This window comes from Knoellia sp. Soil729 (genome assembly GCF_001427985.1).
Taxonomy (GTDB): domain Bacteria; phylum Actinomycetota; class Actinomycetes; order Actinomycetales; family Dermatophilaceae; genus Knoellia.
In genome coordinates, this window is the sequence record NZ_LMSA01000001.1 from 401,052 (window position 1) to 418,318 (window position 17,267).

Here is a 17,267-nt window from a genome sequence, read left to right on the forward strand (position 1 = left end):
ACCTCGTGCGCCGTCGACTTATTGCGACTTGGGACAGTGGCTCGCTGCGCTCGCAACTGTCCCAAGTCGCAATAAGTCTGGGTGTGGCTCAGTCGCAGACGGCGCCCTTGCTCGCCGAGCCGACGAGCTTGCGGTACTTGGCCAGCACGCCGCGGGTGTACTTCGGCTCGGGGTGGGTGACGCCCTCGGCGCGGCGACGGTCGAGCTCGGCCTCGTCGACGAGCAGGTCGAGGGTGCCGTTCGCGACGTCGAGGCGGATGCCGTCACCGTCACGGACGAAGGCGATCGGGCCCTCGTCAACGGCCTCGGGGGCGACGTGTCCGACGCAGAGGCCGGTCGTGCCGCCGGAGAAGCGGCCGTCGGTGAGCAGCAGCACGTCCTTGCCGAGCCCGGCCCCCTTGATCGCGCCGGTGACCGCGAGCATCTCGCGCATGCCCGGGCCACCCTTGGGCCCCTCGTAGCGGATGACGACGACGTCCTGGGGCTTGAGCGTGCCCTGCTCGACGGCGTCCATGGCGGCCCGCTCGCCGTCGAAGACGCGGGCGGTGCCCTCGAAGACGGACTCGTCGAAGCCGGCGGACTTCACGACGGCACCCTCGGGAGCGAGCGAGCCGGTGAGGATGGTCAGGCCCCCCGTGGCGTGGATGGGCTTGGTGAACTCGCGGATGACCTTGCCGTCGATGTGCGGTGGCTTGATCTCGTCGAGGTTCTCGGCGACCGTCTTGCCGGTCACGGTGAGGCAGTCACCGTCGAGCAGGTCAGCCTCCATGAGCGTCTTCATGACGACGGGGATGCCGCCGATGTGGTCGATGTCCTTCATGACGAACGCGCCGAACGGCTTGACGTCGGCGAGGTGCGGGACCTTCTTGCCGATGCGCTGGAAGTCGCCGATGGTGAGGTCCACCTCGGCCTCGTGGGCCATGGCGAGCAGGTGCAGGACGGCGTTGGTCGAGCCACCGAAGGCCATCACCACGGCAATGGCGTTCTCGAAGGCCGGCTTCGTCATGATGTCGCGCGCGGTGATGCCCTTGCGCAGCAGCTCGACGACGGCCTCCCCCGAGCGCCGGGCGTGCACGTCACGACGACGGTCCGTGGCCGGCGGGGCGGCCGAGCCGGGGATGGACATGCCGATCGACTCGGCGACGGCGGCCATCGTGTTGGCCGTGTAGAAGCCGCCGCAGGCACCCTCGCCCGGGCAGATCGCGCGCTCGATGGCATCGACGTCCTCGAGCGACATCTTGCCGGCGGCGCACGCACCGACCGCCTCGAAGGCGTCGATGATCGTGACCTCCTTCTCGGTCCCGTCCGAGAGCTTCGCGATCCCGGGAAGGATCGACCCGGCATACAGGAAGACCGAGGCCAGGTCGAGGCGCGCGGCGGCCATGAGCATGCCGGGCAGCGACTTGTCACAGCCGGCGAGCAGGACCGAACCGTCGAGGCGCTCGGCGCTCATGACCGTCTCGACCGAGTCCGCGATGATCTCGCGCGAGACCAGGGAGAAGTGCATGCCCTCGTGGCCCATCGAGATGCCGTCGGACACCGAGATCGTCCCGAACTCGAGGGGGTAGCCACCAGCGGCGTGCACGCCGTCCTTGACCGCCTTGGCGAGCCGGTCGAGGGGGAGGTTGCACGGAGTGATCTCGTTCCAGGAGCTCGCGACACCGATCTGCGGCTTGACCCAGTCGTCGTCGCCCATGCCGACGGCACGGAGCATCCCTCGGGCGGCGGTCTTCTCGAGGCCGTCGGTGACGTCGCGGGAACGGGGCTTGATGTCGATGTCGGGGGCGTCGCTCATGCGGCAACTCTAGGCCGCACGTCCACGGGGTGGGACGCCGATCTCACTCCTCGACGATGCCCACCCCTTGGGTGGCATCAGGCGAAGAGGCGAGGCCACCAGAACCGGTCCCCGAGGACCAGAGAAATCGCCGGGACGAGCACGGTGCGCACGACGAGGGTGTCGAGCAGGACGCCGACGCAGATGATGACACCGAGCTGGGCGAGGACCACCAGGGGCAGGACGCCGAGGACCGCGAAGACGGCGGCGAGCAGGATGCCGGCACTCGTGATGACCCCGCCGGTGGCGGACAGGGCGCGCAGCATGCCTTCACGGGATCCGTGGCCGGGCGCCTCCTCGGCGGCCCGCGTCACGAGGAAGATGTTGTAGTCCACGCCCAGCGCCACGAGGAACACGAAGGCCAGCAGTGGCACCCCGTCGTCGAGCCGCTCGAACCCGAGCACCTGGGTGAAGAGCACCCACGACAGTCCCAGGCTCGCGAGGTAGGTGGCGACGACGGTGGCCACGAGGATCAGCGGGGCCACCACCGAGCGCAGCAGCAGCGCCAGAGCGATGAGGACGAGACCGAGGATGAGCGGGAAGATGAGCAGGCGGTCGCTGCCCGAGGCCTCCGCGGAGTCGAGAGCCTGCGCCTCGGTGCCACCGACGTGGGTGTCCGGCGTGTCGGCCACGGCGTCACGGATCGCCGTCACCGTCCGGGAGGCGGCATCCGAACCCGGTGGGGCGGCGAGCACTGCCTGGATCTCGCTCACACCACCCTCGCTGGCCACGGGACGCGTCGAGGCGACCCCGTCGACCTTCGACACCGTCGCGACCAGCGCAGCGGGGTCCGTGCCGCGTGAGACGACGGTCGTGGGGTCCGCGGAGCCGGCCGGGAAGGACTCCGACAGCCGCTCGCCGGCCGAGATGGCCTCGGGCTTCTGGAGGAACTGGTCGGCGCCGTCGAGGCCGGTGCGGATCGACAACATGCCGGTGGCCGCGATCGCCAGGAGGGCGACCGTGCTCGCGGCGAAGACCACGGGCCGGCGGGAGACGGTGTCCCCCACGCGGCGCCACAGCGACCGGGAGTCGGCGAGGCTGGGCTGTCCCTCTCTCGGCACCTTGGGCCAGAAGATCCAGCGGCCGAAGACCACGAGCGCCGCCGGCAGCACGACGAGGACGAAGGAGGCGGCCACGACGACACCCACGGCACAGGCGAGTCCCAGCCCGCGGGTGGTCGGGAAGGCCGACAGGAGCAGGGTCAGCAGACCGACGATGACGGTCGAGGCGCTGGAGAGGACCGCCTCGGCGGTGCGGGCGAGCGCGCGGGCCATCGCGTCGCGGCGGTCGGCGTGGTGCCTCAGCTCGTCGCGGTAGCGCGAGATGAGCAGCAGCGCGTAGTCGGTGCCCGCGCCGAAGACGAGCACCGACAGGATGCCGATGGTCGACTCGTCCCACTGCACGTCGAACACCGACAGGGTCCGGGTGGCCAGCACCGCGGCGAGCTGGTCGGCCACCCCGACCACGGTGAGCGGAACGAGCCACAGGACGGGGCTGCGGTAGGTGATGATCAGCAGGAGGGCGACCACGGAGGCGGTGGCTGCCAGCAGACGGAAGTTCGCACCGTCGAAGACGGCCGCGAGGTCTGCCTGGATCGCGGCCGGGCCAGTGACCTGGGCGACGACCCCGTCGGGCAGGCCTTCCTTGGCGGCCGCGCGCAGCGCCTCGACGACCTCGGCGACCTTGGCCGCATCGGTGGCCGTGACCGGCACGAAGACGGTCGCTGCCGTCCGGTCCTGCGCGATGGCCGGCGGAGCGCCGACCGCACCGGGCAGCGTCCGTGCGCGCTCCTGGATGATGGCGAGGGCTGCCTCGCTCAGCGGGGCGTCGCTGCTGAACAGCACGACCGCGGCCGATCCCTCGGCCTCGGGCAGCGCGGCACTCAGCTCGGCGGCGGCCCTGCTGTCGGAGCCGAAGGGCAGCGACGCGGTCGCCTGCGGAGTGAGCTCGGCCTGCCCCACCACGCCGATCACTGCCCCGGCGCCGAGAAGGGCGAAGAGGGCGAGCAACCCCGCGACCCACTGACGGGTGATGAGCCGAGCTAGGCCAGCCATGGGAGTCCCCTTGCTAGTGTTGTTCGTTAACGACATGATTAACGAGGTTACTAAGTAGGTGAGTGATATTACGGAACACCCCGCGCCGGAAGCAAACTCCGGCGAACCGACCCCGGGCATCCAGACCACGCCCGCCTCTGTCGCCCCGGGCTATCGGGGCTCGCCCTCGCTGGACGCCCTCCGCGAGCTCGTGGAGCTCGCCGAGCACGTGCCACAGCAGGTGGCACGCCACGCGGGGATGTCCGTCTCCGAGCTGCACTCCCTGCGCCACCTGGCAGCCACGCCGATGGGACCTGTCGAGCTCGCCAAGGCGCTCGGCGTCACCTCCGCCGCGTCGTCGGGGGTCGTGGACCGACTCGTCGCCCGTGGCCATGCCGAGCGCCACGAACACCCTGCCGACAAGCGCCGCACCGCGGTGGTCGTCACCGAGTCGGGGCGCCGTGAGGTGTTCGCCCTGCTGGCGCCGATGTTCACCAAGCTCGCGGAGATCGATGCACCCCTCACCGACGAGGAGCGAGCCGTGGTGGCGCGCTACCTGCGCGGAGCCATCGCCGCGCTGCGGTCGGTCACCTGAGCCGGCGTCACGGTGGCGGACGCGCCTGCCTCAGGCCTCAAGCCGACTCGTGGTCCGTGGCGCGGGCGACGTGGAAGCGGTCCAGCTGCGCCACGCCGGGAGCAAGCTCGCTCCAGTGGCCCGAGAACCGCAGCAGCGCCACCCCTGTGGTGGGGAAGCCCTGGCTCATGAGGTCGTGGGCGCGGTCGCTGCCCTCGCCGTCGGCCAGGAGCGAGGCCAGCACCGGGATCCCCGGGGCGTGGCCCACCAGCATCACGACGTTGGCGTCGGCGTCGGCCTCGCGCACGACCTCGAGCAGCCGGTCGGCCGAGGCGTTGTAGATGCGGTGCTCCTCGTGGATGTCCGCCTCGCAGCAGCCCGCCTTCCAGATGCCCTCGCAGGTCTGCAGCGCCCGGATCGCCGTCGAGCAGAAGACCTCGTCCACCCCGATCCCCTGCTCACACAGCCAGCGGCCGGCCCCCTCCGCGTCACGGTGGCCGCGCGGCGCCAGCTCCCGTTCATGGTCGGCGTCGTAGCCACCCTGCTCGGCCTTGGCGTGGCGCACGAGCACGAGCGTCCGGTCCTCAGCTGCGGTGGTCATGACCCGATCCTGCCCTTGTCCGCCGGGGATGTCAGGTCTTGACAATCGGTCGCACGAGGTGGTGCGGCGCCTCCCCGGCGACGATGAGGGCCAGCTGCTCGCGCACGAGGTCGGCCATCCGCGGAAGCAGCGCCGTCGTGTTGCCACCGGCGTGGGGGGTGATGAGGACGTCGGGTGCCGTCCACAGCGGGTGGCCGTCGGGCAGCGGCTCGGGCTCGGTGACATCGAGGGCGATGCGCAGCCGACCGGCGTGGCGCACGAGCGCGTCGGTGTCGGCCACGGGTCCTCGCGCGACGTTGACGAGCAGCGCCCCGTCCGGCATGGTCGACAGGAAGGTGTCGTCGACGAGCCGCGTGGTGGACTCGTTGAGCGGGACGATGACCACGACGACGTCGTGCTCGGGCAGCAGGGCGGGCAGCTCGTCGATGCCGTGGACGACGTCGACGAGGTCGTCACCGCCGCGCGCCCGGGAGGCCACCGCCGTCAGGGAGACGTCGAACGCGCTGAACCGACGTGCGATCGCCGTGCCCACGGAGCCATAGCCGACGATGAGCACGCGACGGTCGGCGAGCGACGTGCGCTGGCCCAGCGGCTGCCACGTCGCCCGGTCGCCGGAGCGCACGGCTTCCGGGATGCCCCGCAGCGAGGCGATGGTCAGCCCCAGCGCGAGCTCGGCCGTGGGTGCGTCGTAGACACCGGCCGCGTTGGCGATGCCGACCGTCTCCGGGACGACCTCGAGCACCCCGTCGTAGCCCGCCGACTGCAGCTGGACGAGCCGACACTGCGGCAGGTCGGCGACGGTGCCGAGCTTGTGCGCGGCGCCGAGGTAGGGCGCGATGACGACCTCGATGCGGTCGTCGTCCGCGGGACCGGAGCCGGGGTCCCAGATGACGCTGTCCACGCCGGGGACGTCACCCACGGCGTCACGAAGGAGGGGTTCGGGGAAGGAGACGACGACCATGACTGCGCACCCTAGGCGACGTCAGGCCGGGGTGAGCAGCGCGACCGGGATGCGGCGTTCGGTCTTCTCCTCGTAGCCCCCGAACGTCGTCCCCTCCGCGGCGAAGCGCCGCCACAACGCGTCGCGCTCCTCACCGTCGAGGATGCGCACGGTGACGACGTGTCGGCTGTCCCCCACCTCGATCGTCGCGGTCGGTGCCGCCCTGAGGTTGCGGAACCACTGCGGTTCGGCGTCGGACCCACCGGCGCTGCCGGTCACGGCGTAGCCACCGTCGGACTCGATGTAGCAGACGGGTGTGGTGATCTCGCGACCGCTCCTGCGACCCCTCACCGTGAGCAGGAGGACCGGCAGGCCCGCCATGCGCCGGAAGGCCGGCGCGCTGAACCGTCGGTACAGGGCCGCGTGCACGTTCGCGCCCGTCCGGATGACCTTGGACATGAGGGACATCCTGCGAGTGTCCCCCTCGACCATGGTTCTCGTCACCCTTTGCGGCAAGGATGGGGTATGCCGTCCGCCCACCTCGCCCGCCGACCTCTCGTCCTCGCGACGGCGGCTGCCCTGGCCCTGTCGGGCTGCACCGGCAACGGGACCCCGAGCAGCACCGGCCCGACCGAGGTCCCGACGACGCCAGCCGCCTCACCCGTCACCCCCACGGGGTCGAGCAGTTCGCCCTCGAGCCCGTCACCGACTCCTTCTTTAACTGCGACTGCGTCCCAGGGGCGGGATCTCCCCACGGGCTCGCCGTCGGACGTCATCACGGGTCTGGACGTGCCGTGGTCGATCGCGTTCCTGCCCGACGGGGACGCCCTGGTCACCCTGCGCGACAGTGGTGAGGTCCTGCGCGTCAGCCCGACCGGTGAGCGGTCGAGCCTGGGCAAGGTCGACGGAGTGGACGGAGAAGGTGAGGGCGGTCTGCTCGGGGTCGCGGTCTCACCGAGCTTCGCGACGGACGCCACGGTGCACCTCTACCTCACCGCCTCGCACGACAACCGGGTCGTCCGGACAACCCTCGGGGCAGACGGGTTCGGGCCCATGACACCGGTGCTCACCGGCATACCCAAGGCGAGCAACCACAACGGGGGCCGCATCAAGTGGGGCCCCGACGGCTTCCTCTACGTCGGCACGGGTGACGCAGGGCAGTCCGACCGGTCCCAGGACCGGGACGACCTGGGCGGCAAGATCCTGCGGGTCACGGCCGACGGCAAGGCCGCCCCGGGCAACCCCTTCGGGGCCAGTCCGGTGTGGAGCCTGGGCCATCGCAACGTCCAGGGCCTGGCCTGGGGCGCGGACGGCACGATGTTCGCCAGCGAGTTCGGCCAGAACACCTGGGACGAGCTCAACGTGATCGTGCCGGGCAAGAACTACGGCTGGCCGCAGGTCGAGGGCATCGAGGACTCCGGGGGCGACTTCGTGCCACCCATCGCACAGTGGGCGACCTCGGACTCCTCCCCCAGCGGCATCACCGTCGGGCCCGACGGCGCCGTCTACCTGGCAGCGCTGCGCGGGGCCTCGCTGTGGAAGGTCGCCGTCGATGGACGTCGAGTTCGTGGCGAACCAGTTCGCTTGCTGCACAACACCTACGGACGCATTCGTGACGTCGCCACCGCCCCCGATGGGAGCCTGTGGATCCTGAGCAACAACACGTTCCGGGGCGACCCCCGCACGGGCGACGACCGGATCGTCCGGGTCCCCATCGGCTCAGGCCCCTGACCGGCCGGTCGGCTACGCCCCGTTGTGCTCAGCCGGTCGGTACGTTGACAGCAGAGGTGGGCGGCGAAGCCCACCGGACGACGAGAGGTGGCACCACGATGGCCGCAGTTGACGACATCCTCCAGAACCTGCCGATCGACCAGCTCGCCCAGCAGGTCGGCGCGCAGCCTCAGGAGGTGCAGCAGGCCGTGCAGACGGCCCTGCCTGCCCTGCTCGGCGGTCTGCAGGCCAATGCGCAGGGTGGTGGCTCCAGCTCCATCGTCGAAGCCCTCGGCCAGCATGACGACGACCTCCTCAGTGGAGGTGTCGACCTCGACCAGGTCGACCGCGCCGACGGCGAGAAGATCGCCTCGCACATCTTCGGACCGAACCAGGACCAGGTCTACTCGGCACTCGGTGGCACGAGTGGCAACAGCGGACTGATGCGGAAGCTCATCCCGATCCTCGCCCCGATCGTGCTGTCGTACCTCGCCAACAAGGTGCTCAAGGGTGGTGGGCTCGGCGGCGCCATGGGTGGCGGCGGAACCGCCCCGCAGCAGGGCCAGGCACCGGCTGACCAGAGCGCTCAGGGTGGTCCCGGCTCGCTCGACTCGATGCTGCAGGACGTCCTCGGCGGAGCACTCGGAGGCGGCGCGGCCGCCCAGCAGACGCGGGCTCCCCAGCAGACCGAGCAGACGCACGAGTCGGGCGGAGGGGGCCTCCTCGGCGGGATCCTGGGCGGGCTGCTCGGCGGCGGTCGCCGCTGAACAACCCAGATGCCCAGGGTGCGGTGCGCGCGTTTGCGACGAAGGAGCAACTGAGCGCGTGACGCGCCCTGGGCATCTGGGTGCCGTCAACGGGCCAGTCAGCCGGTGAGCTTGGCGAGGATGATCTCGCGGGCCTTGCCGGCGTCGGCCTGGCCCTTCATCTCCTTCATGACCTGGCCGATGAGGGCGCCGGCGGCCTGGACCTTGCCGTCACGAACCTTCTGCGCCACCTCGGGGTTGGCCGCGATGACGGTGTCGACGGCTGCCTCGAGGGCGCCGTCGTCCTGGACGAGCTCGAGCCCACGGGCATCGGCGACCGCCGTCGGGGTGCCCTCGCCGTCGAGCACGCCCTCCCACACCTGGCGGGCCATGGAGTCGTTGAGGCGACCACCCTTGACGAGGCCTTCGAGCTCGACGACGTGAGCAGGGGTGATCCCCCGCTCCACGGCATACGTGGCGACGTCGACGGCACCGTCGGTGTTGGCGCGACGGGCGATCTCACCGGACCACCACTTGCGTGCCCCGGCCGGCGTGGCACCCGCCTCGACGGTCGATCCGATGAGGTCGACCAGGCCGGCGTTGAGGACGTCGCGCATCTCGAGGTCGCTGAAACCCCAGTCGGACTGGAGCCGCTTGCGGCGCTGGGCCGGCGGCTCGGGCAGCGTGGCCCGCAGCTCCTCGACCCTCTCCTGCGGCGGGGCGACCGGCACGAGGTCGGGCTCGGGGAAGTAGCGGTAGTCGTCGGCGTCGGACTTCGGGCGACCCGAGGTCGTGACACCGGTGTCCTCGTGCCAGTGACGCGTCTCCTGCAGGATCGAGCCACCGGCCTGCAGGATCGCGCCGTGGCGGCACATCTCGTACCGGACAGCCCGCTCGACCGAGCGCAGCGAGTTGACGTTCTTGGTCTCGGTGCGCGTGCCCAGCGTGGTGGAGCCCTTGGGCATGAGCGAGAGGTTGACGTCACAGCGCATCGAGCCCTGCTCCATCTTCACGTCGGAGACGTCGAGCGCCTTGAGCAGGTCGCGCAGCGTCGCGACGTAGGCCCGGGCGATCTCGGGTGCCCGCTCCCCCGCACCACGCAGGGGCTTGGTCACGATCTCGATGAGGGGGATGCCGGCGCGGTTGTAGTCCACGAGCGAGTGGGTCGCCCCGTGGATGCGGCCGGTCGACCCGCCGACGTGCAGCGACTTGCCCGTGTCCTCCTCCATGTGGGCCCGCTCGATCTCGACGCGGTAGGTCGAGCCGTCGTCGAGGTCGACGTCCAGGTAGCCCTCGAACGCGATCGGCTCGTCGTACTGCGACGTCTGGAAGTTCTTGGGCATGTCCGGGTAGAAGTAGTTCTTCCGGGCGAACCGGCACCACTGCGCGATCTCGCAGTTGAGCGCCAGTCCGATCCGAATCGCCGACTCGACGGCCTTCTCGTTGACCACGGGCAGGGCGCCCGGGAGGCCGAGGCAGACGGGGCAGACCTGCGTGTTGGGCTCGGCTCCGAACTCGGTCGCGCAGCCGCAGAACATCTTGGTGTTCGTACCCAATTCGACGTGGACCTCAAGGCCCATGACCGGGTCGAAGGACTCGAGGACCTCCTCGTAGGAGATCGTGGCTTCGGTATCGATCGAACTCATGTCAGGCGCCCTCACCCTTCGTGACGTCTGCGGATGTGGTCGCTCCAGCCGTCGCATCCGCAGACGCGATGGAAGCGTTGGTGAGGTGGGGCGCGCGGTTGAGGAGTGGACCGCCCCACGACGCGAGCAGACGCTGCTCGAGGGCCGCGCCCACGGCATACAGGCGGTCGTCGGCAGCAGCCGGGGCGAGGATCTGGAAGCCGGCCGGCAGGCCGTCCTCGTCGGCGAGGCCGCTGGGCAGGGACATGCCCGGCACACCGGCGAGGTTGGCGGGGATGGTGGCGATGTCGTTGAGGTACATGGCCATCGGGTCGTCGATCTTGTCGCCGAACCTGAACGCCGTCGTCGGTGCTGTCGGCGAGACCAGCACGTCCGCCGTCTCGAAGGCACGCGCGAAGTCGTCGGCGATGAGGCGACGGACCTTCTGCGCCGAGCCGTAGTAGGCGTCGTAGTAGCCCGACGAGAGGGCATAGGTGCCCAGGATGATGCGGCGCTTGACCTCGTCACCGAAGCCCGCGTCCCGGGTGGCCGCCATGACCTGCTCGGCGCTCGGCGCGTCGACACCCTCGGGGAGCACACGCAGGCCGAAGCGCATGGCGTCGAACTTCGCGAGGTTGCTCGATGCCTCCGACGGGAGGATGAGGTAGTAGGCCGCGAGCGCCGCGGTGAAGCTGGGGCACGAGACCTCGACGACCTCGGCGCCGGCGTCGACGAGGTGCTGGACGGACTCGTCGAAGCGGGCCTGGACACCGGCCTGGAAGCCGTCACCGGTGAGCTCACGGACGATGCCGATCTTCATGCCCTTGACGTCGGCGCGGCGGGCCGCCTCGACCACGGGAGGGACGGGCGCGTCGATCGAGGTCGAGTCCATCGGGTCGTGGCCGCCGATGACCTCGTGCAGCAGCGCGGCGTCGAGCACGGTGCGCGTGCACGGGCCGGCCTGGTCCAGCGACGACGCGAGGGCGACGAGCCCGTAGCGCGAGACGCCGCCATAGGTGGGCTTGGTCCCGACGGTCCCCGTCACCGCGGCGGGCTGGCGGATCGAACCGCCCGTGTCGGTGCCGATCGCGAGCGGCGCCTGGAAGGAGGCGACGACCGCGCTGGACCCACCACCGGAGCCGCCGGGGATGCGGTCGAGGTCCCAGGGGTTGCGCGTCGGACCGTAGGCCGAGTGCTCCGTCGAGGAGCCCATCGCGAACTCGTCCATGTTGGTCTTGCCCAGGATGGGCATGCCGGCCTCGCGCAGACGCGCCACGACGGTGGCGTCGTAGGGCGGCACCCAGCCCTCGAGGATCTTCGAGCCGCAGGTCGTCGGCAGGCCCTTGGTGGCGAGGACGTCCTTGACGGCGATCGGCACGCCGGCGAGCTGGTGCAGCGCCTCACCACGCCCGCGCCGCTCGTCGACGTCGCGGGCACTCGCGAGCGCGCCGTCGTGGTCGACGTGGAGGTAGGCGTGGACGTCGGTGTCGACGTCGTGGGTGCGCGCCAGCAGGGCCCGCGTCACCTCGACCGACGACGTCTCACCGCTGGCGAGGAGGTCGGCAAGCTCGGAGGCGCTGGCGCGGGTCAGGTCGGTGGTCACATCGGTCCTTGCGGTTTGGAAGTCGTGATGGCTGCTGCGTGGTGGCGAAGGTCTGTGGCGTATGCCGGATGGTCACCACCCGGCACAGGTGCGCCGGTCAGTCTTCGTCAAGGATGCGGGGCACGGAGAAGCGCTGCTGGTCGGCCGCCGGCGCTCCTGCCAGGACCGCATCGGCCGCCAGGCTTGGGCGCACGACGTCGGGGCGCGTGACGTTGACGATGGGCATCGGGTGGCTCATCGGCTCGACGCCCTCGATGGGCGCCTGCTGCACGACGGCCACGGACTCGAGGATGATCCCGAGCTCACCGACCATCTTGTCGAGCTCGGCGTCGGAGAGGTCGATGCGGGCGAGACCGGCGAGGTGCGCCACGTCGTCGCGGGTGAGTTCAGCCATGTGCCTCAGTCTAGGGCGCGCCCTCGGCAGCTTCCGCTCAGGCCTCGGGGGCTGCCTCGGCAGAACCGGACTCGAGCAACGTGACGAAGCCGGCCTCGTCGAGGATGGTCAACCCGAGCTCGCGCGCCTTGGTCTCCTTGGACCCGGCGCCGGGGCCGACAACGACGTAGTCGGTCTTCTTCGACACCGACCCGGACGCCTTGCCGCCGCGGGAGAGGATGGCCTCCTTGGCCTCGTCGCGGCTGAAGCCCTCCATGGACCCGGTGACGACGACGCTCAGGCCGGCAAGGGTCTGCTCGAGGGACTCGTCACGCTCGTCCTCCATGCGGACGCCGTCGGCGGCCCACTGGTCGACGATGGCGCGGTGCCACTCGTTGCCCTCACGGTCGAACCAGTCGCGCACCGACTCGGCGATGATGCCGCCGACGCCCTCGACACCGGACAGCTCCTCGACACGTGCCTCGCGGATGCGTTCCATCGACCCGAAGTGCTGCGCCAGGGCGCGCGCCGCAGTGGGCCCGACGTGGCGGATGGACAGGCCGACGAGCACCCGCCACAGCGGCTGCTTCTTGGCCTCAGCCAGGTTGGCGACCAGCTTGGAACCGTTGGCCGAGAGCACCTTGCCGTCGACGACGGACTCGGGCGGGTCGGTCTTCTTGGCGGCGCGCGTGTAGAGCGGCACGCGGGCGATGTCGGTGTCGGTCAGGCCGAACAGCGTCGACTCGTCGGTCAGCACCCCGGACTCCAACAGGGCGACGGCCCCCTCCCAGCCCAAGGCCTCGATGTCGAACGCGCCTCGACCGGCGAGCCCCGACAGGCGCTCGCGCAGCTGCGAGGGGCAGGTCCGGGAGTTGGGGCAGCGGATGTCCTTGTCGCCCTCCTTGGCCGGCGCCAGCGGGGTGCCGCACGAGGGGCACTCGGTGGGCATGACGAACGCACGCTCGGTGCCGTCGCGCAGGTCGACGACCGGCCCGAGGATCTCGGGGATGACGTCGCCAGCCTTGCGCAGCACGACCGTGTCGCCGATGAGCACACCCTTGCGCTCGACCTCGGTGGCGTTGTGCAACGTCGCCCGCTCGACCGTCGACCCCGCGACGACCACGGGCTCCATGACCCCGAAGGGCGTCACGCGGCCGGTGCGACCGACGTTGACCTGGATGTCGAGGAGCCTGGTGTTGACCTCCTCCGGTGGGTACTTGTAGGCGATCGCCCACCGCGGCGCCCGCGACGTCGACCCCAGCTGGCGCTGCACGCTGATCTCGTCGACCTTGACGACGACTCCGTCGATCTCGTGCTCGACGTCGTGCCGGTGCTCCCCCGTCGAGACGATGAAGGCGTTGACCTCCTCGATGGTGTCGACAACGCGGTAGTGGGTCGAGATCGGCAGGCCCCAGGACCTCAGCGCGTCGTAGGCCTCGCTCTGGCGGGTGAGCGCGAAGCCCTTGCGCTTGCCGATGCCGTGCACGAGCATGCGCAGCTGCCGGGTGGCCGTGACCCGGGGGTCCTTCTGGCGCAACGATCCTGCTGCCGTGTTGCGCGGGTTGGCATAGGGCGGCTTGCCGGCCGCGACCAGCTGCGCGTTGAGCTCACCGAACGCCTCGATCGGGAAGTAGACCTCGCCGCGCACCTCGACGAGGTCGGGCACCGGGTGCTCCGTGCTCCCCGCGAGCTCGGTCGGTATGCCGTGCACCGTCCTCACGTTGAGCGTCACGTCCTCCCCCGTGCGGCCGTCACCGCGGGTGAGTGCGCGCGTCAGCCTGCCCTTCTCGTACAGCAGGTTGACGGCGAGGCCGTCGATCTTGAGCTCGCAGAGGTAGTGGAAGCCGCTGCCGGCGTCGCGGGTCACCCGCGCCGACCACTCCACCATCTCCTCGGGCGAGAAGGCGTTGTCGAGACTGAGCATCCGCTCGAGGTGGTCGACGGCCTGGAAGTCCGTGGAGAAGATGGCGCCGCCCACGCTCTGGGTGGGGCTCTCGGGTGTGCGCAGCGAGGGGAACTCCTCCTCGAGGGCGTTGAGCCGCTTCATGAGGGCGTCGTAGGCGCCGTCGCTGATCGTCGGTGCGTCCTTGACGTGGTAGGCGAACTGGTGCCCGCTGGCCTGCTCGGCCAGGTCGGTCCACTCGTGACGCACGTCCTCGGGCACGTCGCTGACCATGTCGTTCTCGCTCACGCGCCCATCCTGCCGCACGGCACCGACACTTCCCGGTCACGCCAACGGGGTCCTCGTCGGAGCGGCCCCGTGCACGCAGTTGTGCGTGTCCTGGTGAAGTGGGGCCCCCGTGCCGTGTCGCTGTGCCACAGTTCGCTCACCGTCCAGTCGAAGCCAGGGGGCCCAGATGACCGACGACACCAGCATGCCGACCCCGCGGGGGCCGGCATCCGTGGCCGACTTCCTCGCGTCCTTCGACGGTGACGTCGACGCTGCGATCGCTGCGCTGCGGACCCACCACGACCGCGGCAGCAGTATCCGTGCGGCACTGCCGCTGCGGCAGCGTCCCCGACGCGAGCGCTCGGGCGACCACATCATCACGGTGACGGATCTGCGCAAGACCTACAGGATGGGTCGGCAGAAGGTCAGCGCGCTCGGCGGCGTCTCCCTCGAGATCGACCGGGGTGAGTTCGTGGCCCTCACCGGTGCCAGTGGGAGCGGCAAGAGCACCCTGCTGCAGATCATCGGCGGCCTCGACAAGCCCAGCGGGGGCACGGTGCTCGTCGACGGTGTCGACATCGGCACGCTGAGCGACGCCAAGCTGTCGCGCTTCCGCAACCGGACCATCGGGTTCGTCTTCCAGTTCTTCTACCTCCAGCCGTTCCTGCGCCTCGTGACCAACACCGAGGTTCCCGGCATGTTCGCCAAGACGCCGCGCAAGCAGCGCAGGGCCCAAGCCCTTGACCTCATCGAGGAGGTCGGGTTGTCGGACCGCTCCCGGCACCTGCCCCGAGAGATGTCCGGGGGCCAGATGCAGCGCGCAGCCATCGCCCGCGCCCTGCTCAACCAGCCGCTGGTGCTGCTGGCCGACGAGCCCACCGGCAATCTCGACAGCGCCACGGGTGCGTCGATCATCGAGCTCTTCGAGCGCATCCGCGACGAGTTCGGCACCACCATCGTCATCGTCACCCACGACGACGACCTGGCCGAGCGCGCCGACCGCACGATCCGGCTCAGCGACGGGCTCGTCGTGCCGAGCGGGGTGCCCGCATGATCGGCCTGCGCGACTCGGTGACCCTGGCTCGCACCAAGGTGCGCTCCAAGCGGATCCGCCTGCTCATCACGACGATCGTCTCCGGGTTGCTCTTCGGCCTGATCTCCGGGGGAATCCTGCTCTTCGACGGGACCGCAGCGAGCGTCAGTCGCTTCGCCGACCAGAACCTCGACGGGCGCTACCTCGTGCAGGGCACACCCATGCTGGACGGCACCGAGGCCTTCCCGGACCCCACCGACCCCAAGGTGATCGACGACGTCGTCGCCCTGCACGCGGCATACATCGCGGAACGCAAGGCCGCGGCCGAGAAGTACGGCATCACCGGCTACGACGAGAAGACCGAGATCCAGCCGGTCGTCGACAACGCCTATGGCGACCCGAACGCCCCGGCGGACCAGAGCAGGATGGCCAACCCCGAGTCGGTCGCCTGGAAGCGTCGCGAGGCCGCCGGCATCGCGAAGATGCGCGAGAAGTCGCAGAGCACCCCCGAGAGGTTCGCGGCCGACTCGCGGGCGTCCGGAGCCACCGACACCTATCAGCCCAGGACGCTGCAGCACCTTGGGCTGGCCTACCTCAAGGACGGTCGCGAGGACCTCACCCGCACGGAGCAACCGAGCGACGCGGGGCCACCGATGGGCGCTGAAGGGCCCGACGGGTCGAGCATCTCGGGCTCGAACTACACGATCATGGACGATGCCCTCGTCAAGGCCTTCATCGCCGAGCCCAACGACGCCCGGGCGACCCCGAAGGGCATCCCGGTGCTCGTGCCGATCGACGACCTGGTCTCCACCATGGGCAAGCAGCTGGGCCTGGCCAAGAGGCCGAGGGACGGTGCGGGACAGGTCAGCTGGTACCGCTCGGTGCGCGACTCGGCCAACGGCGTGACCTTCACCTCGTGCTACCGCAACTCGGCCGAGCAGCAGCGGATCGAGCAGGCGCGCCAGGTCGACGCCGAGATCAAGGCCAACCAGGACAAGCCCGGCTACGAGAAGCCCGAGCTGGTCCTCGAGCTGCCCACGAGCCCTTGCGGACCGGTGAGCGTCGTGAGTGACACCCGCAGCGAGAGCGAGAAGCAGAAGGAGGCCAACCAGCGCGCCTTCGACAACCAGTTCACGCCCCAGGACGCCCCGAAGGCCGAGCTGCTGACCTTCCAGGTCGTCGGTGTCCTGCCCACGCCCCAGTCCGGTGGCGGCCGGCTGGAGTCGGTCGTGTCAGGCATCGTCGGCACGACCTACGGCTACGGCGCGCTCATCCCGTCCGGCCTGTTGGCGGAGCTGCCCGCAACCTTGCGCCACGACGACGTCCTGGCGCTCGAGCCCGCGGCCAACGACCCGACGACGATGATGTACTTCGGCCCCATGGGGCCCGAGGCCGCCTACATCTCGTCGTTCCCGACGGTCGACGGCGCCAAGGCGTTCATCGCCTCCATGACGTGCGACACCGGTGGCGGCGGGTTCCTGGGCAACGACTACTACATGGAGTGCGGCAAGCCGTTCTCCGTGGGCACCTTCGGCACGAGCTACCTCGTCGTCGACGACATCGCCCGCGGTGCGCGGCCCTACCTCCTGGGCCTGCTCGGCGCCCTGTTCGGCGTGGCCACGATCATCATCTGGGCCATGATGGGCCGGGTCATCGCGGACTCACGGCGCGAGACGGCCGTCTTCCGGGCCATCGGGGCGAGGCGCTCGGACATCACCAGCGTCTACCTCATCTACTCGTTGTGGGTGGCCCTGCGGATCGCGGTCTTCGCGGCACTCCTGGGCGGTGCCATCGCCCTCGTCATCGAGCTCCTGTACTCGGGGCGCGCCACCAATGCGGCGCAGCTCGCCTACGGGGTCTTCGACGGTGACGCGACCTTCCACTTCGTCACCGTCCCGTCACTGTTGTGGTGGTCGATCCTCGGGGGCATCCTCGTGATGGCGCTCGTCGCGATCACGCCGCCGCTGCTGCGCAACATCCGCCGCAACCCCATCCGGGACATGCGCGACGAATGAGGAACCTGCG

Annotated in this window: 14 protein-coding genes; 5 read left to right on the forward strand and 9 right to left on the reverse strand. The window is 70.3% G+C overall.

The window, feature by feature from the left end; all coding sequences use genetic code 11:
* Positions 1-88: 88 nt before the first annotated feature.
* Both ilvD and ASG74_RS01920 read right to left on the reverse strand, forming a co-directional pair.
* Positions 89-1,795 carry a dihydroxy-acid dehydratase gene (gene ilvD, locus ASG74_RS01915; protein WP_056138409.1) on the reverse strand — a complete coding sequence of 569 codons (1,707 nt, stop codon included), beginning with the start codon at positions 1,793-1,795 and terminating at the stop codon, positions 89-91.
* A 77-nt stretch (positions 1,796-1,872) separates the two neighbouring features.
* Positions 1,873-3,888 (reverse strand): MMPL family transporter, encoded by a 2,016-nt coding sequence (locus ASG74_RS01920; RefSeq protein ID WP_056138412.1) that lies wholly within the window; start codon positions 3,886-3,888, stop codon positions 1,873-1,875.
* Positions 3,889-3,946: 58 nt separating this feature from the next.
* On the opposite strand from ASG74_RS01920, the gene ASG74_RS01925 reads away from it, so the two are divergent.
* On the forward strand, positions 3,947-4,462 hold the full coding sequence (locus tag ASG74_RS01925) for a MarR family winged helix-turn-helix transcriptional regulator (RefSeq protein ID WP_235498765.1): 516 nt from the start codon (positions 3,947-3,949) through the stop codon (positions 4,460-4,462).
* A gap of 37 nt (positions 4,463-4,499) precedes the next feature.
* Here ASG74_RS01925 and ASG74_RS01930 read toward each other — a convergent pair whose 3' ends face one another.
* The 3 genes from ASG74_RS01930 to ASG74_RS01940 are packed head-to-tail and all read right to left on the reverse strand — an operon-like array spanning position 4,500 to position 6,441.
* Positions 4,500-5,042: a SixA phosphatase family protein gene (locus tag ASG74_RS01930; protein ID WP_056138413.1), complete on the reverse strand. Its 543-nt coding sequence runs from the start codon at positions 5,040-5,042 to the stop codon at positions 4,500-4,502.
* A gap of 31 nt (positions 5,043-5,073) precedes the next feature.
* On the reverse strand, positions 5,074-6,003 hold the full coding sequence (locus ASG74_RS01935; RefSeq protein ID WP_056138416.1) for a 2-hydroxyacid dehydrogenase: 930 nt from the start codon (positions 6,001-6,003) through the stop codon (positions 5,074-5,076).
* 21 nt (positions 6,004-6,024) lie between these two features.
* Entirely contained in the window at positions 6,025-6,441 is a 417-nt protein-coding gene (locus ASG74_RS01940) for a nitroreductase/quinone reductase family protein (protein WP_162252771.1), read from the reverse strand.
* Positions 6,442-6,507: 66 nt separating this feature from the next.
* On the opposite strand from ASG74_RS01940, the gene ASG74_RS01945 reads away from it, so the two are divergent.
* Together ASG74_RS01945 and ASG74_RS01950 are read left to right on the forward strand one after the other, a co-directional pair.
* On the forward strand, positions 6,508-7,713 hold the full coding sequence (locus ASG74_RS01945) for a PQQ-dependent sugar dehydrogenase (protein WP_056138420.1): 1,206 nt from the start codon (positions 6,508-6,510) through the stop codon (positions 7,711-7,713).
* A 98-nt stretch (positions 7,714-7,811) separates the two neighbouring features.
* The gene (locus tag ASG74_RS01950) at positions 7,812-8,459 is read left to right on the forward strand and encodes a DUF937 domain-containing protein (protein ID WP_056138422.1); all 648 of its coding nucleotides are present in this window, start codon (positions 7,812-7,814) and stop codon (positions 8,457-8,459) included.
* Between the two features lie 98 nt (positions 8,460-8,557).
* On the opposite strand, the gene gatB is transcribed toward ASG74_RS01950, so the two are convergent.
* From gatB to ligA, 4 genes are all read right to left on the reverse strand, one after another.
* On the reverse strand, positions 8,558-10,084 hold the full coding sequence (gene gatB, locus ASG74_RS01955) for an Asp-tRNA(Asn)/Glu-tRNA(Gln) amidotransferase subunit GatB (protein ID WP_056138423.1): 1,527 nt from the start codon (positions 10,082-10,084) through the stop codon (positions 8,558-8,560).
* 1 nt (position 10,085) lies between these two features.
* On the reverse strand, positions 10,086-11,666 hold the full coding sequence (gene gatA / locus ASG74_RS01960; protein ID WP_056138425.1) for an Asp-tRNA(Asn)/Glu-tRNA(Gln) amidotransferase subunit GatA: 1,581 nt from the start codon (positions 11,664-11,666) through the stop codon (positions 10,086-10,088).
* 97 nt (positions 11,667-11,763) lie between these two features.
* A complete protein-coding gene (gene gatC / locus ASG74_RS01965) occupies positions 11,764-12,060 on the reverse strand; it encodes an Asp-tRNA(Asn)/Glu-tRNA(Gln) amidotransferase subunit GatC (protein ID WP_056138427.1) in 297 nt (98 codons plus the stop codon).
* Between the two features lie 37 nt (positions 12,061-12,097).
* On the reverse strand, positions 12,098-14,215 hold the full coding sequence (ligA, locus tag ASG74_RS01970; protein ID WP_056139545.1) for an NAD-dependent DNA ligase LigA: 2,118 nt from the start codon (positions 14,213-14,215) through the stop codon (positions 12,098-12,100).
* A gap of 181 nt (positions 14,216-14,396) precedes the next feature.
* Here ligA and ASG74_RS01975 point away from each other — a divergent pair, with 181 nt between their 5' ends.
* Together ASG74_RS01975 and ASG74_RS01980 are read left to right on the forward strand one after the other, a co-directional pair.
* On the forward strand, positions 14,397-15,263 hold the full coding sequence (locus tag ASG74_RS01975) for an ABC transporter ATP-binding protein (protein ID WP_200942500.1): 867 nt from the start codon (positions 14,397-14,399) through the stop codon (positions 15,261-15,263).
* Entirely contained in the window at positions 15,260-17,257 is a 1,998-nt protein-coding gene (locus tag ASG74_RS01980) for an FtsX-like permease family protein (protein WP_056138429.1), read from the forward strand. The genes ASG74_RS01975 and ASG74_RS01980 overlap by 4 nt, the downstream gene beginning before the upstream one ends.
* The last annotated feature ends 10 nt before the right edge of the window (positions 17,258-17,267 follow it).

Coding starts and splice junctions, on each gene's coding strand:
- ilvD (WP_056138409.1), bottom strand. CDS start 1,795: ATGAGCGACGCCCCCGACATCGACATCAAGCCCCGTTCCCGCGACGTC.
- ASG74_RS01920 (WP_056138412.1), bottom strand. CDS start 3,888: ATGGCTGGCCTAGCTCGGCTCATCACCCGTCAGTGGGTCGCGGGGTTG.
- ASG74_RS01930 (WP_056138413.1), bottom strand. CDS start 5,042: ATGACCACCGCAGCTGAGGACCGGACGCTCGTGCTCGTGCGCCACGCC.
- ASG74_RS01935 (WP_056138416.1), bottom strand. CDS start 6,003: ATGGTCGTCGTCTCCTTCCCCGAACCCCTCCTTCGTGACGCCGTGGGT.
- ASG74_RS01940 (WP_162252771.1), bottom strand. CDS start 6,441: ATGTCCAAGGTCATCCGGACGGGCGCGAACGTGCACGCGGCCCTGTAC.
- ASG74_RS01945 (WP_056138420.1), top strand. CDS start 6,508: ATGCCGTCCGCCCACCTCGCCCGCCGACCTCTCGTCCTCGCGACGGCG.
- ASG74_RS01950 (WP_056138422.1), top strand. CDS start 7,812: ATGGCCGCAGTTGACGACATCCTCCAGAACCTGCCGATCGACCAGCTC.
- gatB (WP_056138423.1), bottom strand. CDS start 10,084: ATGAGTTCGATCGATACCGAAGCCACGATCTCCTACGAGGAGGTCCTC.
- gatC (WP_056138427.1), bottom strand. CDS start 12,060: ATGGCTGAACTCACCCGCGACGACGTGGCGCACCTCGCCGGTCTCGCC.
- ligA (WP_056139545.1), bottom strand. CDS start 14,215: ATGGTCAGCGACGTGCCCGAGGACGTGCGTCACGAGTGGACCGACCTG.
- ASG74_RS01975 (WP_200942500.1), top strand. CDS start 14,397: ATGACCGACGACACCAGCATGCCGACCCCGCGGGGGCCGGCATCCGTG.
- ASG74_RS01980 (WP_056138429.1), top strand. CDS start 15,260: ATGATCGGCCTGCGCGACTCGGTGACCCTGGCTCGCACCAAGGTGCGC.